The sequence below is a fragment of the Lentzea sp. NPDC092896 genome, from assembly GCF_044754905.1.
GTDB lineage: Bacteria > Actinomycetota > Actinomycetes > Mycobacteriales > Pseudonocardiaceae > Lentzea.
Window position 1 is genome coordinate 553,912 of sequence record NZ_JBIVPX010000001.1, and the last position, 17,196, is coordinate 571,107.

At 70.7% G+C, this 17,196-nt stretch carries 6 protein-coding genes; all 6 read left to right on the forward strand.

The window, feature by feature from the left end; translation table 11 throughout:
• Positions 1-55: 55 nt before the first annotated feature.
• From ACIQF0_RS02775 to ACIQF0_RS02800, 6 genes are read left to right on the forward strand one after another with little or no spacing between them, the layout of a single operon-like run.
• Positions 56-787, forward strand: a complete 732-nt coding sequence (locus ACIQF0_RS02775; protein WP_401023751.1) for a thioesterase II family protein — start codon at positions 56-58, stop codon at positions 785-787.
• Entirely contained in the window at positions 784-3,945 is a 3,162-nt protein-coding gene (locus tag ACIQF0_RS02780; RefSeq protein ID WP_401023753.1) for an amino acid adenylation domain-containing protein, read from the forward strand. The genes ACIQF0_RS02775 and ACIQF0_RS02780 overlap by 4 nt, the downstream gene beginning before the upstream one ends.
• 14 nt (positions 3,946-3,959) lie before the next feature.
• The gene (locus tag ACIQF0_RS02785; protein ID WP_401023755.1) at positions 3,960-7,166 is read left to right on the forward strand and encodes an amino acid adenylation domain-containing protein; all 3,207 of its coding nucleotides are present in this window, start codon (positions 3,960-3,962) and stop codon (positions 7,164-7,166) included.
• Positions 7,163-10,120 (forward strand): type I polyketide synthase, encoded by a 2,958-nt coding sequence (locus ACIQF0_RS02790; RefSeq protein ID WP_401023756.1) that lies wholly within the window; start codon positions 7,163-7,165, stop codon positions 10,118-10,120. Before ACIQF0_RS02785 ends, ACIQF0_RS02790 begins: the two co-directional genes overlap by 4 nt.
• A complete protein-coding gene (locus tag ACIQF0_RS02795; protein ID WP_401023758.1) occupies positions 10,117-15,843 on the forward strand; it encodes a condensation domain-containing protein in 5,727 nt (1,908 codons plus the stop codon). Before ACIQF0_RS02790 ends, ACIQF0_RS02795 begins: the two co-directional genes overlap by 4 nt.
• Positions 15,843-17,189: an MFS transporter gene (locus ACIQF0_RS02800; RefSeq protein ID WP_401023760.1), complete on the forward strand. Its 1,347-nt coding sequence runs from the start codon at positions 15,843-15,845 to the stop codon at positions 17,187-17,189. Before ACIQF0_RS02795 ends, ACIQF0_RS02800 begins: the two co-directional genes overlap by 1 nt.
• Positions 17,190-17,196 lie beyond the last annotated feature (7 nt).

Genomic DNA, 17,196 nt, shown 5'->3' on the forward strand with positions numbered 1-17,196 from the left:
CGCTAAGGGGCGGTTTCTAGCTTTCTCGGAGTGGTGGAACACGGGGGTGTTAAGGGTGGGGAGTAGCTGGCTGATCTGTCCTCGGCCTCGGCCTGAGGCGGCACTGCGGGTGGTGTGCGTTCCGTACGCCGGCGGTGGTGCGTCGGCCTTCTGGGACTGGCCGGACCTGCTGGGCGACGCGGTCGAACTGTGGAGCGCGGTGCTGCCGGGCAGGGAACGGCGGTTCGGCGAACCCGCGGTCACCGACGCCGCGTTGATCGCCGCGCCACTGGCAGAGGCGATCCGCCGGGAGATCCGGACACCGCTGGTGTTGTTCGGCCACAGCATGGGCGGGCTGCTCGCGTTCGACGTCGCGCGCAGGCTCGGCGACCGGGTCGAGCACCTGTTCGTGTCCGCGGCCAAGGCTCCGCACCTGGCGTTCGGTGGCGAGCCGCACCTGCTCGACGACGACGGTCTGCTCGACTGGATGACCACGCTCGGCGGTGTGCCCGCGGATCTGCTGGCGCACGAGGAGATGCTCGGCCTGCTCCTGCCGACGCTGCGCGCCGACCTGACCGTGTGCGCCGGTTTCCACGGCGTGCGGGACGTGATCGACGTGCCCGTCACCGCGTTCGCCGCCACCGACGACCCGCTCGCGACCGTGGCCGACGTCGCCGCCTGGCAGCACCACACCGTCGCCGGCTTCGACCTCGTGGTCCGGCCCGGCGGCCACTTCTACCTCAAAGACGATCCGGCAGCGGTGACGAGCGTCCTGCGTTCGGCGACCGCCAGGGAAGGTGTGCAGTGACCGAGCAGCACCCCGCGGCCACCCGCGGTCAGCAGCAGATCTGGTTCTCCGACCAGCTCGCGCCGGACGCCACGTTCAACACCGTGCCGGTGTACGTGGAGATCACCGGCGAGCTGGACACCTACGCGCTCGCCGCCGCGCTGACCGCGGTGGTCAACCGGCACGAACCGTTGCGCACCAGCTATCGCCTCGACGGCACCGAGCTCGTACCGGAGATCGCGCTGGAAGCGCACGTGTCGATCGCGACGCGCGACCTGCGTGATCTTCCTCCCGCCGAGCGCTCGGCGCGCGCGGAGGCGTTGGTGGCGGCCGAACTCGCCCGCCGCGTCGACATCTCCAGCGGGCTGCCGTTGCGCATCGTGTTGCTGCGCCTGGAGGACGACCGTCACCAGCTCGTCCTGCTGGTGCACCACATCGCGATCGACGGCGCGTCGGTCGCGGTGATCCAGGACGAACTGCCGCGCTGCTACCAGTCCGCGGTGGACGGTGCGGACGTCTCGCTGCCCCGGCCTTCGGTCGCGTTCCGCGACATCGCGCCGCTCGCGGGAGAGGTCGGGCACTGGCGTTCGGAACTGGCCGATCTGCCGGAACCGCTGGAGCTGCCGGGCATCCGCACCCGCCCGGCCCAGCCCGACTTCGCCGCCGAGGCACTGCCGCTGGTCGTGCCGGAGGAGCTGGCGAACGCGGTACGGCGCGCGGCGAGCACGCACCGGTCGTCGTCGTTCATGGTGTTGCTGAGCGCGTTCTCCGTGCTGCTGCACCGGTTGACCGGCTCGTCGGACATCGTGGTCGGCTCGCCGTCCGCCGGACGCGAGCACGCCGACACCCACGACCTGGTCGGCTACTTCGTCAACATGCTGGCGCTGCGCGTGCGGCTCGGGTCCGACCCGACGTACCGCGAGGCGATGGACGTCGTCCGCGACACGGTTCTCGACGCGCTCGACCACCGCGACGCGCCGTTCCACCAGGTCTGCGAGGCGCTCGGGCAGACCGGCGACGTGGACCGGCACCCGATCTTCCAGGTGGTCTTCGCGTCCCCGCCGCCGCTGGCCGGGCCGCTGGCCGCCGGCGGCTGCGTCTTCACGTTCACCCAGGGCACCAGCGACCAGGGGATCTACGACCTCGAACTGCAGCTGCCCGACTCCGGCAGCGGCGAGATGCGCGGCTGGGTCAAGTACCGCACCGCGCTCTACCGGCGTGCCGACGTCGTCGACCTGACCGAGCGTTTCGCCACCGTGCTCGGCCAGCTCACGACCACGCCCGACGTGCGGCTGTCGAACCTCTCGCTGCTCTCGTCCGACGAACGCGGCCGGATCGTGCGCGACCTCAACGCGAACGCGACCGCGTACCCGGCGGACGCGACGCTCGTCGAGCTGTTCGAGCAGACCGTCGACCGGTACTCCGCCGACGTCGCCGTCGAGTTCGGCGGCGTGCGGCTCACCTACGCGGAACTGGACCTGCGGGCCAACCGGCTCGGTGCGCACCTCGGCACGCTCGGGGTGGGCACGGGAACGCCCGTCGGCATCCTGATGGACCGCGGCGTGGACTGGATCGTCGCCGCGATCGCGGTGCTCAAGGCCGGTGGCGCCTACCTGCCGCTCGACCCGGAGTACCCGCTCGACCGCCTGCAGGCGTTGTGCGCCGACGCCTCCGCCGCTGTCGTCGTCGCGGACCGGTCCGTCGAGCTGTCCGGTGTCGAGCTGGTCGACCTGTCGGCCATGGTCCTCACCTGTCCCGCTGATCGTCCACAACGGACTCTGGTCGCGGACGACCTCGCGTACGTGATGTACACCTCCGGTTCGACCGGCATGCCGAAGGGCGTGTGCGTCAGCCACCGCAACGTCGTCCGGCTGGTCCGCGACACGAACTACGTCGACTTCGCGCCCGGTGACCGGGTCGCGCAGGCGTCCACCACCACGTTCGACGCGGCGACGTTCGAGATCTGGGGCGCGTTGCTGAACGGCGGCCGGCTGATCGGGCTGCCCAAGGACGTCGCGCTCGACCCGGCGGCGCTGGGGGAGTGGTTGCGGGCCAACGAGATCGATACGCTGTTCCTCACCACCTCGGTCGCCATGCACGTGGCGCGGGAGCTGCCCGGCGCCTTGTCGGGGTTGCGCTACTTCGTGTTCGGCGGCGAACAGCCGGACGAGCACGCGATCGCCACCCTGATCGCGCATCCCGGCGGACCGCGCCACGTCGTGAACGGCTACGGCCCGACCGAGACCACGACCTTCGCGTCCAGTCACGAGTGCGAACGCGCGGAAGGCCGCATTCCGTTGGGGCGCGCGCTGAGCAACACGCAGCTCTACGTGCTGGACCAGTACCTGGAGCCGGTGCCGCCGATGGCCGTGGGCGAGCTGTGCATCGGCGGTGACGGCGTCGGCCGCGGTTACGTCGGCAATCCCGCGCTGACCGCCGAGAAGTTCGTGCCCGACCACGTGGGCGGCAAGCTCGGCGCGCGGCTGTACCGGACCGGTGACCTGGCACGTTTGTTGCCCGACGGGACGTTCGAGTACCTGGGGCGGGCCGACCGGCAGGTCAAGATCCGCGGGTTCCGGATCGAGCCGGGCGAGGTCGAGGCCTGCCTGCACTCGTCGGGACTGGTGCGTCAGGCGGTCGTGGTACCGCGAGAAGACGCCGCTGGTGACGTGAGCCTGGTCGGCTACGTCGTGCTGGAGAAGGCGGGTGACGAGCACCTCGACGAGCTGATGCGGCACGTCCGGGACGCACTGCCCGCCTACCTGGTGCCGTCCGCCCTGGTGCCGCTGGACGTGTTGCCGTTGACCCGCAACGGAAAGCTCGATCTTCGTGCGCTGCCGGACCCGGAGATCGCCGCCGAGGTGATCGAGGAGCCGCAGACGCTCACCGAGGTCGCCGTCGCGAACCTGTGGCGGCAGGTGCTCGGCGCGGAGTCGATCGGCCGGGACAGCGACTTCTTCGACCTCGGCGGTCATTCGCTGAAGGCAGCCCGGATCCTCTCGCGCATCGAGAGCGAACTGGGGGTCCGGCTCCCGATGCGGTCCCTGTTCGACCACCCGACCGTCGCCGGCATCGCCACCGAGGTCGATCGCCTGCGTGACACCACACCCGTCTCCGTCGGTGCGATCCGAGCCGAGGCCAGGTCCTCGCTCTCCGTCGCCGACCTGCTCGATCTGTGAAAGAGGGGGAAATCGTGCAGGACGTGTTGCGGCGCTTGAAAGCGCTGGATCCCGACAAGCGCGCGGCCGTGTTCGCGCAGCTCGCCGAACGGGGTGAGGACTTCGGCGTCTACCCGGTGTCGTCCGGGCAGCGCCGGCTGTGGCTGCTCGACCAGTTGCACCCCGGCAGCCCGGTCTACAACGTGCCGTACGCCTTCCGGCTGCGCGGGCCCGTGGACAGCGACGCTCTGGCCGCCGCGCTGCTGGAGATCGGCCGGCGGCACGAGGTGTTGCGGACCGTGTTCCTCGACCTCGACGGCGACCCGCGCCAGGTGATCCTGCCGGAGCCGCAGTTCTCGCTCGTGGTCACGCGTGCCGAGGCCGACGATCGCGATGCCTTCGCGACGGCACGTGCGGCGGAGGCCGCCCAGGAGCCGTTCTCGTTGGCGGACGGGCCTTTGCTACGCGCGGAGCTGGTGGTGTTCGACGAGACCGACGCGTTGTTGCTCGTCTCGATGCACCACATCGTCTGCGACGGCTGGAGCACCCAGTTGCTGTTCGCCGAGTGGCGGGCCGCGTACGAGTCGCGCGACCTGGGCCCGGCGCCGACGCAGTACCTGGACTTCAGCCGCTGGCAGACCGAGTGGCTCGGAGGTCCGGACGGCACCCGGCTGCTGGACTACTGGACGGCCCAGCTCGCCGGGGTGCCGCCGGTGCTGGAACTGCCGACCGACCACCCGCGTCCGGCCGTGATGAAGATGCGGGGCGGTGCCGTCGAGTTCGCCTGGCCCGCAGCGCTCAAGAAGCAGCTCGACTCGTTCTGCCTGGCCGAGCGCGTGACGCCGTTCATGGTGCTGCTGACCGCGTGGAACGTCCTGCTGCACCGGTACTCCGGCGCCGACGACATCGTGGTCGGCACCAACGTGGGCAACCGCAGGGCCGAGATCGAGAACGCGCTCGGCTTCTTCGTCAACACCGTCGCCATTCGTTCCACTGTGGACTCCGCTGCGAGCTTCCGGTCGTTGCTGCACCAGGTGCGGGACACGACGCTGGCCGCACAGCAGCACCAGGAACTGCCGTTCGAACGGGTCGTCGAGGCCCTCGCCCCACCGCGCAGCACCGCGCACCAGCCGGTGATCCAGACGATCGTCGGCATGGAGGACAGCCAGCACGAGATCTTCGCGCTGCCCGGTGTCACCGTCGACCGGGTCGCGTCGCACTCCGGGACCGCGAAGTGGGACCTGGAGCTGGGCGTCACGTCCACCGAGGGCGGGATCACCGGCCTGCTGGAGTTCGACAGCGCGTTGTACGAACCCGCGACCGCGCGTCGCCTGCTCGGCCACCTGGAGATGCTGCTCGGCTCCGGTCTCGCCGACCCGTCGTGCCCGATCGGCCGGCTGACGATGATCACCGCCGCCGAGCGCGCGCAGATCGTCGAGGAGTGGAACCCGCCGGCGTCCGCACGGCTGGACGGCGTGCTGGTGCACGAACTGGCCGAGGCCTCCGCCGATCGCACGCCCGACGCCGTGGCGCTGGTGTTCGAGGACCAGCGGCTCACCTACCGCGAGCTCGACGAGCGCGCGAACCGGCTCGCGCACCTGCTGCGGTCGCGCGGGATCGGGCGCGGCGACTTCGTCGGCATCAGCCTGCCGAGGTCGCTGGACCTCGTGGTGGCGCAACAGGGTGTGCTCAAGTCCGGCGCGGCCTACGTGCCGCTCGACCCGGAGTACCCGGCGGATCGGCTGGCGTACATGGTCTCCGACTCGGGCCTGCGCGTCGTCGTGACGCTGGCGGCGCTGGCCGAGCGCTTTCCCGGTGTGGACACGCTTCCGTTGGACGAGACCGACTTCGCGGGTGTTCCGGCGGCGCGCCTGCGCCGGACCGTCGAGCCGGACGACCTCGCGTACGTGATCTACACGTCCGGGTCCACCGGCAAGCCGAAGGGCGCCATGCTGCCGCACCGGGGCGTGGTGAACCTCGCGGACGAGCTGGCCAGGATGCTCGGCATCGGGCCGGGCAACCGGATGCTGCAGTTCGCGTCGTTCAGCTTCGACGTGTCCGTCGCCGACATCATGGTCACGCTGCGCTCGGGTGCCACGGTGGTGCTGGCCGCGCAGCACGACCTGCAGCCCGGTCCCGACCTGGCCCGCACGATCAACTCGCAGCACGTCGACATGGCCTGCCTGCCGCCGACCGTGCTTCGGCTGACCGATCCGGCGCTGGTGCCCGGCCTGCGCACGCTGATGGCCGGTGGCGAGGCCTGCCCGGACGAGGTCGCCGCCGCGTGGGCGCCGGGGCGCCGGTTCGTCAACGTCTACGGGCCGACCGAGGCGAGCATCTGGATCACCACCTCGGAGTGCGACGGCACGGAGAGCCCGTTGCCGATCGGCCGTCCGATCACGGGCAACACGGCCTACGTGCTGGACGAGAACCGGGAGCCGTTGCCCGTCGGAGTGCCGGGGGAGCTGTACCTCGGCGGAGTGCAGGTCGCCCGCGGCTACCTGAACCGGCCGGAGCTCACGGCGGAGCGGTTCGTGTCCGACCCGTTCGGCGACGGGCGTCTGTACCGGACCGGTGACCTCGCGCGATTCCTGCCGGACGGACAGGTCGAGTTCCTGCGGCGGATGGACGACCAGATCAAGCTGCGCGGCTACCGGATCGAGCTGGGCGAGATCCAGACCGCCGTGAGCCAGCACCCCTCGGTACGCGCGGCGGTGGTGATCGCTCGCGAGGACGTGCCGGGTGACGTGCGGCTGGTCGCCTACGCGGTGGCCGCGGACGGGTGCCGGATCGACGGTGCGGAGCTGCGGGCCCACCTGCGACGCGGGCTGCCCGAGTACATGGTGCCCTCGGCGTTCGTCGAGGTGCCGACGATTCCGCGCAACCCCAACGGGAAGCTCGACCACCGGGCGTTGCCGAAGCCGGAGTCGGTGCGGACCGAACGGGTCGTGGTGCCCGCCGGCAACCAGACCGAACGCGCGATCTCCGACGTCTGGCGCGAGGTCCTGCGGATGGACCGGGTCGGGGCCGACGACAACTTCTTCGACCTGGGCGGCAACTCCGTGCTGCTGGTCAAGGCGCGGAGCAGGTTGGCCGAGTTGTTCGCACGCGAGGTGCCGACGGTCACGTTGTTCACCTACCCGACCGTTCGAGCGCTCGCGGCTCACTTCGACGGCGGCGGCCAGGTGGAGACGCGGTCCGTCGGCGGCCGGAAGGCCTTGCTGGCAAGGGGGAGAAAGTGACCGAGTACACCGGACTGGAGATCGCGGTCGTCGGCATGGCCGGCCGCTTCCCCGGATCGTCCACCGTGGACGAGTTCTGGGCCAACGTGCTCGCCGGTGAGGCCGGCGTGCGCCGCTTCACCGACGAGGAGCTCGACGCCGCGGGCGTGTCCGTGGAACGACGTGCGGATCCGAGTTTCGTACCGATGGGCGGCGCGCTGGACGGCATCGAGTTCTTCGACGCCAAGCTGTTCGGCTACAGCCCGCGCGACGCGGCCGTGCTGGACCCGCAGCAGCGGGTGTTCCTGGAGTGCGCCTGGCACGCGCTCGAACACGCCGGGCACCTCGGCGGCGGGCAGGACGTCGGCGTCTACGCGTCGGCGAGCATCGACACGTACCTGTTGCGGCACCTGTGGAACAACCCCGCGGTGCCGGGCGGGTTGCAACCGCTCGACCTGTTGCTGGCCAACGACAAGGACACGCTCGCCAGCCGCGTCGCCTACCACCTCGACCTCACCGGGCCGGCGATCACCGTGCAGACGGCGTGCTCGTCGTCGCTGGTCACGATCCACGTGGCCTGCCAGGCGTTGCTGGGCCGCGACTGCGACATCGCGCTCGCCGGTGGCGTGTCGATCAGGCCGCCGGTGCACGAGGGCTACCAGCACACCGAGGGCGGCATCCTCGCCGCAGACGGGCGCTGCCTCCCGTTCGACGCCGACGCGCACGGCGTGGTCGCGGGCAACGGCGTCGCCGCCGTGGTGCTGCGCCGCCTCGAGGACGCGATGGCGGACGGCGACACGATCTACGCCGTCGTGAAGGGCACCGCGGTCAACAACGACGGCGCGGACAAGGTGGGTTTCACCGCTCCCAGCGTGAACGGCCAGGCCCGGGTGATCAGGGCCGCGCACGACCTGTCCGAAGTGGACTCCTCGACGATCGGCTACGTCGAGGCGCACGGCACCGCCACGCCGCTCGGCGACCCGATCGAGGTGGCCGCGCTGACCCAGGCGTTCGTCAGCCCGCCGGAGGCCTGCGCGCTGGGCTCGGTCAAGGCGTTGATCGGGCACCTGGACGCGGCGGCCGGTGTCGCCGGGTTCGTCAAGGCCGCGCTCGCCGTCCAGAACGGCGTGGTGCCGCCGAGTCCGTACTTCACCGCGCCCAACCCCGAGACCGGGCTGGAGAACAGCCCGTTCTTCGTCAACCGCGAGGCAATGCCGTGGCCGGGATCAGGGCCGCGCCGCGCCGGGGTCAGCGGGTTCGGCATGGGCGGCACGAACGCGCACGCCGTGCTGGAGGAGCCGCCGTCGCCCGACCCGATGCCGTCGGGCAGGTCGCGGCACCTGGTGGTGCTGTCGGCCGCGAGCGAGAAGTCGTTGGAGGAGAGCCGCGAGCGGCTCGCCGAACACCTGGCCACTGGAGGTCAGGAGCTCGCGGACGTCTCGCACACCTTGAGGACGGGGCGGCGGGTGCTGCGGCATCGGATGGCCGCTGTGGTGGGCGGCGGGGAGAGCACCACGCTCTCCGAGGCGTGGATCGGCACTGGTGACCGGCGGGACGTGGTGTTCCTGTTCCCCGGCCAGGGTTCCCAGTACGCGGGCATGGCCTCCCAGCTCGCGGACGAGGAACCGGTGTTCCGCGCCGCGCTGGACGAGTGCGCCGCGCTGCTGCCGTTCGACCTGGACGAGGTGCTCGCCGACGCGGACCGGTTGACCCGCACGAAGTACACCCAGCCCGCGCTGTTCGCGGTCGAGTACTCGCTCGCGAAGCTCTGGGAGCACTGGGGTGTGCGGCCGAGCGCGATGCTCGGGCACAGCGTCGGCGAGTACGTGGCGGCGTGCCTGGCCGGGGTGTTCTCCCTGGCGGACGCGCTGAAGCTGGTCACGGCACGCGGTGAGCTGATGGACGCGCTGCCCGCGGGCGCCATGCTGTCGGTGCCGCTGGGTGCCGATGATCTGGTGCTGCCGCGGGACGTGTGCCTGGCGGCGAGCAACGCGCCGAACATGAGCACGGTCGCGGGCACGTTCGAGGCGATCGAGCGGTTCGAGGCGGAGCTGGGCGTCACCAGCCGACGGCTGCACACCTCGCACGCGTTCCACTCGTCGATGATCGACCCGATGCTCGGCGAGTTCGCCGCGCTGGTGAGCCAGGTCGAGCTGCGCGAACCGCGGATTCCCTTCATCTCCAACGTGTCGGGCACGTGGATCACCGCGGAGGAGGCGACCGAGCCCGGTTACTGGGCGCGGCACGCCCGTGCGGCGGTGCGGTTCAGCGAGGGACTGCGGACGATGCTCGCCGAATCGGTCACCGTGCTGGAGGTCGGGCCCGGCAACGTTCTGACCACGCTGGCCCGTCAGCACGATCTGGGCGGCGCCAAGGCGTTCGGGTCGCTTCGGCACCCCCGCGAGGACAAGCACGACCTCGACACGATGCTGGCCGCGGCCGGCAGGCTGTGGATCGCCGGTGCCGAGGTGGACCTCGGTGCGCTGACGTCGGACGAGCGCCGGCGCCGGGTTCCGTTGCCGCAGTACCCGTTCGAGCGGGCACGCCACTGGGTCGAGCTTCCCGGTACGGCACCGCGCGAGATCGAGGTCATCGAGGTGCTGCCCCAGGCTGCCGACACCCCGGTGGACGGCGATCTGGCCGTGATCACCGGGATCTGGCAGGAGCTGCTCGGCATCGCGCGCATCGGCCCGAACGACGACTACTTCGAGCTGGGCGGGCATTCGCTGCTGGCCACGCAGATCCTCGCGCGGATCACGGCGGAGCTCGGCGTCGCGCTGCCCGCGGCCGCGATCTTCGAGGCGCCGACTCCCTCGAAGCTGGCCGCCAGGATCGACCAGCTGCGCGCCGCCGCCGTGCCGGCGCAGGACGACGAGTTCGCCCGGCTGCTCGCCGAGATCCGCGACATGTCACCGGAAGAGCTGCGGGCCGAACTGGACCGCGAGCGGGATTCCCAGGAGATCTCCCAGTCATGACAGACCACCTGACCAGCTCGCTGACAGAAGAGCAGCGACAACTCCTCGCACTGCGGCTGCGCAACGCCGACCGTTCGCAGCCGGTGTCGTTCACCCAGGAACAGCTCTGGTTCCTCGACCGCCTCGACCCCGGCAACCCCGCCTACGCGATCCCGTTCGGGCTCAAGCTCACCGGGCCGCTCGACCGCACCGCCCTCGAACTGGCCGTCGGCCGGGTCGTGGACCGGCACTCCGCCTTGCGCACCACGTTCTTCGAGCGCGATGGCGAGCTGCGCCAACGAGTACGCGACAACGTGTCGATCGCCATCGAGGTCACCGACCTGTCGGAGCACCCGGAGCGGGCCCAGGAGATCGCGCTGGAGCAGGCCCGGCACGTGTTCGACCTGAGTGCCGGCCCGCTGGTGGCGTTCCGGCTCGTGGTGCTCGGCGAGCAGGAGCACCTCCTGCTGGTGACCGCGCACCACATCGTGTTCGACGCGGCGTCGGCCGAGGTCTTCGGCGCCGACCTCGTCGCGTTCTACGGCGGCGCGACGCTGCCCGAGCTGACCACGTCGTTCGGCCGGCACGCCGCAGCCGAGCGCCGCAGGCTGACCGACGAGGTGATGGACGAGCACCTGGCCTACTGGCGGGAGAAGCTCGCCGGCAGCCCGGCCCGGTCCACCGTGCCGTCCGACCTGCCGCGCCCGGCCGTGCAGACGCACACCGGGGGACGGCACCACTTCGTCGTCCCGAAGGACCTGACCGAACGGCTCGCGGCGCGGGCTCGTGAGCTCGGGGTGTCGCTGAACGCCGTGGTGCTCAGCGGGTTCGCGGCGCTGATCGGCCAGGAACGGGTGCTGCTCGGCATGCCCGTCAGCGGCCGCGGCCGGCCCGAACTGGAGTCGATGATCGGCTCGCTGGCGAACATGCTGGTGCTGCGAGTCGACCTGGACGGTGACGCGGACGAGGCCATCCGGGGCACGCACCGGGCCATCAGCGAGGCCTACTCGCACCAGGACGCGCCTTACGCACGGGTGGTGGAGGCCGTCGACCCGCCGCGCGACCCGAGCCAGAACCCGTTGTTCCAGGCCATGCTCAGCCTCACCGAGGCGCCGGCCGCACGGGTGGCGGACGGTGTCGAGTTCAGCCCGTTCGAGGTCGACAACGGCCTCACCGACTTCGACCTGTTCGTCGTGCTGTCAAGAGTGGACGGTGAGCTGCGCGGCGTTCTCGGCTACAACGCGGACCTCTACCTCGACGAGACCGTGCGCGACCTCGGCGAGCAGTTCCTCACCGTGCTCACCGGGCTGGTGTCAGGAGAGCCGCTGCGGCGCAGGGACCGGATCTCGATCGCGGCCACGTTCACCGCGGACCCCGTGCGTGAGCCTCTCGACGTGCTCAACGGTGTGCTGCGCCTGCCGGTCGACGTCGAACTGGCTCCCTACCAGCAGATCGTGCGGCACCTGCTCGCCGGTGACGGTGGCAGGCTCGCCCACGTCGTGCTGCTGCGCTGGGAGGACTGGCTGCGGCACGGCGACGCCGTCGAGGCGAACTGGCAGGACCTGGAGACCGCCGTCACCGCCTACCGGCAACGGTCGGAGGCGCCGCTGTTCCTCGTCGTGTGCCCGTCCGAGCAGACGTTCGGTCACCTCGACGACCGGCTGGCCGTGCTCGCGGACCAGACCGAGGGCGTGCACGCCGTGTGGTTCGCGGACTGGGCCAAGGTGTTGCCGGTCAGCGGCACGTTCGACCCGCAGGCCGACAAGCTCGGCCACGTCCCGTACACGCAGGAGATGTTCGCCGCGCTGGCGATCCTGCTGACCCGCAAGCTGCATCTCGGCGCGGATCGCCTGCACCTGCTGGAGACCGCGCTCGGCGACCCGGCGTCGCTGGCCGACCGGGCCGCGCCCGCCATCAGGGCCGTCGCGATCGACACGCCCCCGGTGGCACCGCGCACGAAGACGGAGGAACGGCTCGCCGAGGTGTGGCGGGAGGTGCTCAAGCTCGACGAGGTCGGCGTGACGCACGACTTCTTCGCGCTGGGCGGCCACTCGTTGCTCGCGACGCAGCTGCTGTCGAAGGTGTTCGCGGAGTTCGGCGTCGACGTGTCGCTGCACGCGCTGTTCACCCACCCGACCGTCGAGGCACTGGCCGCGCTCGTCGACGAGCCGCGGGAGACCGGGCATCCGCTGTCGCCGGTCTCCCGCATCAACGCCCTCGAGCTGTCGGCGATCCAGCAACGCATGTGGGCGGCGACCCAGCTCGACACCACCACGACCAGGATGAACACGACGTTCGCGGTCCTGCTGCGCGGCTCGCTGGACGTACCGGCGTTGCGCGGCGCGGTCGCGGAGGTCGTGCGCAGGCACGAGATCCTGCGCACCACGTTCGCCGAGCGGGACGGCCGGCCGGTGATGGTCGTTCAGTCCGAAATGGACTGCTGGCTGCCCGAGTCCGTCGGCTCGCCGGAAGAGTTCCTGGTCGAGCACACGAACCACGTGTACGACCTGGAGAACGGACCGCTGCTGCGCGTACGGCTGGTGCGGACCGGCGCGAACGAGCACCACCTGCTGCTCGGCATGCACCACATCGTCTGCGACAACACGTCCTGGGGCGTGCTGCTCGCCGAGCTGTCCGCCTGCTACGCCCAGGGCGACCTGCCCGAGCTGGCGGTCCAGTACGCGGACTACGCGGCGTGGCAACAGGAACTCCTCACCGAGGAAGCGCTCGAACCGCACCTGAACCACTGGCGCTCGTACCTCGCCGACGCCCCGTCGCAGCTGGAACTCCCGGCGGAACGGCCCGAGCGCAACGAGACGCGCCGCACGTCGTCCGAGGTGCCGGGCAAGGTCGCGGAGACGCTCAAGGAACTGGCCCGCGCCGAGGGCAGCACGCCGTTCGCCACGCTGCTGGCGGCGTACGCGGTGGTGCTCTACCGCCGCAGCGCGCAGCCGGACGTCGTGCTGAGCGTGCCGCAGCAGGGCAGGCCGCGTCCCGAGGTCGAGCACCTGATCGGCTGCTTCACCGACCTGCTGCCGATCCGCGTCGACCTGGCCGGACGCCTCACGTTCCGGCAGATCCTGCAGCGGGTGCACCGCTCGATGGTCGACGGCTACCAGCACGCCGACGTGCCGTTCTCCAGCGTCGCCCACGTGTTGCCGCGGCAGAAGGGGCGGCACCCGGTCTACCAGTGCGCGTTCAACTACGCGGACCTGCCCGACGAGGCCATGTCGTGGCCGGGGCTCGACCTCGTGCCGCTGGAGGTGCCGGTCACCAGCCTCGACTTCGACCTGTTCCTCACGCTGACGACCGAGCACGGCGAGCTGGCCGCGACCCTGGAGTACAGCGCCGACCTGCTCACCCCCTGCGCAGCGGACGAACTGCTGGAGTCGTTCGTCGCGCAGCTCACCGAACTGGTCGAGGCACCGGACGCGCAGATCGTCGTCGAGCGCACCGAGTCCGCTGTGGACGGTTGCCCGATGAGCATCGTGTCGTCGCGGCCGCTCGACGGTGTGCTGCCGGTGCTGTCGTCGTGGGCGGACAAGCTCGACCTGCCGATGACGGTCCGCACCACGCCGGCCGGTCAGGTCCTGCGTCCGCTGCTGGACCCGGAGGCCGGGCTGGACGGCGTGGAACGCGAGACGACCGCGCTGGTGCTGCGCTGGGAGGACCTGTTCGACGGTGGCGTCGGCGAGTTCGAGAACGCCTTCGCCCGGCTGTGCTCGGCGATCGAGCGCTGGACCGGCCGCACGGGCTCGGGCCTGGCGGTGCTGGCCACGTCCGAACGCGACGAGAAGCCGTGGCCCGGCGTGTTCGGGCACGCGACCGACCGCCTCGCCCGGCGCTTCCCGGCGGTGTCCGTCGTCGATCTGCTGATGGCCGAGGGCAACCGGGACGTCGTGCTGGGCACTGCGCTTGCCAGGCTCGTGCACTCGGGCGACCTGCCGGAGGAGACGAGCACGACCGAAGCTCCGCGCACCGACGAGGAACGAGCGCTCGCGGCCGTGTGGCAGGACGTGCTGAAGCTGTCCGAGGTCGGCGTGCACGACGACTTCTTCGCGCTGGGCGGCGACTCGATGACCGCCATTCAGGTGGTGTGGCTCGCGAACCAGGCCGGGATCAAGTTCACCCCGGCTCAGTTGACCGCGAAGCGCACGATCGCCGAGCTGCTGCGGGTGCCGATGTCCGAGGAGCAGCAAGCGCTTGCGGCCGTGTGGCGCGAGGTGCTGAAGCTGGAGGAGGTCGGGCCGCACGACGACTTCTTCGCGCTGGGCGGCGACTCGATGACCGCGATCCAGGTGGTGTGGCTCGCGAACCAGGCGGGCATCAAGTTCACGCCGGCCCAGCTCACGGCCAAGCGGACGATCGCCGAGCTGTGCGCCGCGGCCGCACCGCAGCAGGTTGCCGACCAGGGACCGGTGGAGGGCGACTTCCCGGCGACCGGTGCCCAGCGCTGGTTCTTCGAGGCCCTGGCGACGTCGATGGTCGCTCCCGCCCACTTCAACCACCCGTACTACCTCCAGTTGCGCGTCCCGGCCACGCCGGAGCAGTTGGAGCAGGCCACGAACGCGCTGGTCGCCCACCACGACGGAATGCGGTTGCGGTTCCGGCGTGAGGGCATCGACTGGCACGCCTCGCACGGCCCGGTCGAGGGCGCGATGCCGTTCGTGTCGTTCGACGTCTCCGCCGCCGCCGACCGCGAGCAGGCCATCGAGGACCACCTCAACGAGGTCCACCCGACGCTCGACATCACGGACGGGCCGCTGGCCAAGGTCGTCCACTTCGGACTCGGCGGGCACAAGCCCGACCGCGTGATGGTCATCTGCCACCACCTGGTCACCGACGGCATCTCCCGCAGCCTGATCCTGGAGGACTTCCAGAACGCGCTGCGCCAGGTCCTCGCGGGCCGCGAGGTCGATCTCGGGCCGAAGACGACGGCGTTCCGGGACTGGGCGCTGAAGATCGACGAGTACGCCCGCGGCCCGAAGCCGGTGCAGGAGCTGGCGTACTGGGAGCGGCAGGCGCCGGGAACCGAGGAGATCACCGCCGACCTGCCGGGCCGCAACACGTTCGGCGTCATGCAGGACATCCACACGACCATCGACGCCGAGACCACCACGCGCTTGCGCGAGCTGGCCAAGGCACATCAGGTCGGCGTGAGCGACCTGCTGGTCTGGGCGTCCGTGCGGATGGCGGCCGACCGGTCCGGCAGTCCTGAATGGACGATCGCGACCACCGGGCACGGCCGCGAGGCGTTGTTCGACGGCCTCGACCTGTCCCGCACGGTCGGCTGGTTCCAGGTCATGTACCCGGTCCGGCTCACGCTGCCCGACGCGAGCGACACGGCCGCGATCGTCTCGCTCGCGGACCAGCTCAAGCAGGTGCCGGTCAACGGCATCGGCTACGGCCTGCTCCGCTACAACCACCCGGATCCCGCTGTGCGTCACCGTCTGGAGACGCCGAACCCGCAGCTGACCGTCAACTACGCCGGCGCGTTCGGGTTCACCGATCTCTCCAGCGCCGACGAGCTGTTCGACCTGTGCCAGTCCGAACTCGGTGTCCTGCAGGACAAGGGAACCGTGTGGCCCGGCCGGATCGACGTCGTCGGATCGCTCGTCGACGGCCGGATCCGCGTCGAGATGAACTACGGCACCGAGATGTACCTGCCCGAGACCGCGCGCCGGATGCTCGGCGACATCGAAGAGCTGCTTCGCCGGCTCGTTGACCAGAACAGGATGAGGTAATGCCCAAGCCTTCGGGATTCGGCGCGTTCACGATCATGTGGGTGGGCCAGCTGCTGTCCGCGCTCGGCACCCGCATGACGAACTTCGCGCTCAGCATCTGGGTGTGGCAGCACACCGGTTCGGCCACCGCGATGGCGCTGATGATGTTCTGCGGCTTCGGTTCGACGGTCCTGTTCAGCCCGGTCGCGGGCAGCCTGATCGACAAGTGGAGCCGCAAGACGTCGATCATCGTCAGCGAGATCGGGTCGATCGCCGTCACGTTCATCCTGCTGGCGCTCTTCCTCACGGACTCGACCCAGCTGTGGCACCTCTACCTCGTCAACGTGCTGACCGGCGCGTTGCTCGCGATCCAGGGGCCGGCGTTCGGGGCCACCATCGCGCTGATGATGGAGAAGGGGAAGTTCCTGCGGGCCAACGCGATGATGTGGTCCGTCAAGAGCTTCCCGGTGATCTTCGCGCCGGCGTTCGCCGCCACCCTGCTCGGGCTCACGGGCATCAAGCTGATCCTGTTCATCGACGGGCTCACCTACGTGGCCGCGATCATCACGGTGCTCGTGGTGACCATCCCGCGGGTGCCGGGGCAGGACCGCGAGAAGACCACCTTCTGGCAGGACTGCGTGTTCGGGTTCCGCTACATCGTCGAACGCCCGCCGCTGCTGGCCGTGCAGATCGTGCTGTTCTCGATCAGCCTCCTGGCCGCGCTGGCGTGGGCGTTGATCGTTCCGCTGGTGCTGGCCCGCACGCTGGGCGACGAGGGCACTTTGGGTCTGGTGCAGAGCATCGGCGCGGTCGGTGGTGTGCTCGGTGGCACGCTGCTCGCCTTCATGCGGCCGCCGCGCCGCAAGATGCTGGTGGTGCTCGGCGCGATCCTGGTGTTCAGCATCGTCGGCCGGATCCTCTACGGCGTCGGTGACGGCCTGATCGCGTGGGCCGCGGCGATGTTCTTCGTCGAGCTGACCATCCCGTTCATCGACGGTCTCGCGCAGACCATCTGGCAGGAGAAGGTCGACCCCGCCGTGCAGGGCCGCGTCTTCGCGGCGCGCAACTTCTTCGAGAACCTGTCGGTCCCGATCGGTTTCGCGGCGGCGGGTCCGCTGGTGGACAAGGTGCTGGAACCGGCGATGCGCGGCGACACGGCACTGGCCGACACGTTCGGCTGGCTGGTCGGCACCGGACCCGGCTCGGGCATCGGGTTGCTGTTCGTGGTCGTCGGCGTGCTCGGCGCGGGTGTCGGTGTCGCGGGCTTCCTCAGCCGCAACGTCCGCGAGGTCGAGACCCTCGTCCCCGACCACGAGCCGGAGCCGGAAGCCAAGCCGCTCGACCGCCAGCCCGCGCTGGCCGACTGAGGAGCCG

Coding starts and splice junctions, on each gene's coding strand:
- ACIQF0_RS02800 (WP_401023760.1), top strand. CDS start 15,843: ATGCCCAAGCCTTCGGGATTCGGCGCGTTCACGATCATGTGGGTGGGC.
- ACIQF0_RS02795 (WP_401023758.1), top strand. CDS start 10,117: ATGACAGACCACCTGACCAGCTCGCTGACAGAAGAGCAGCGACAACTC.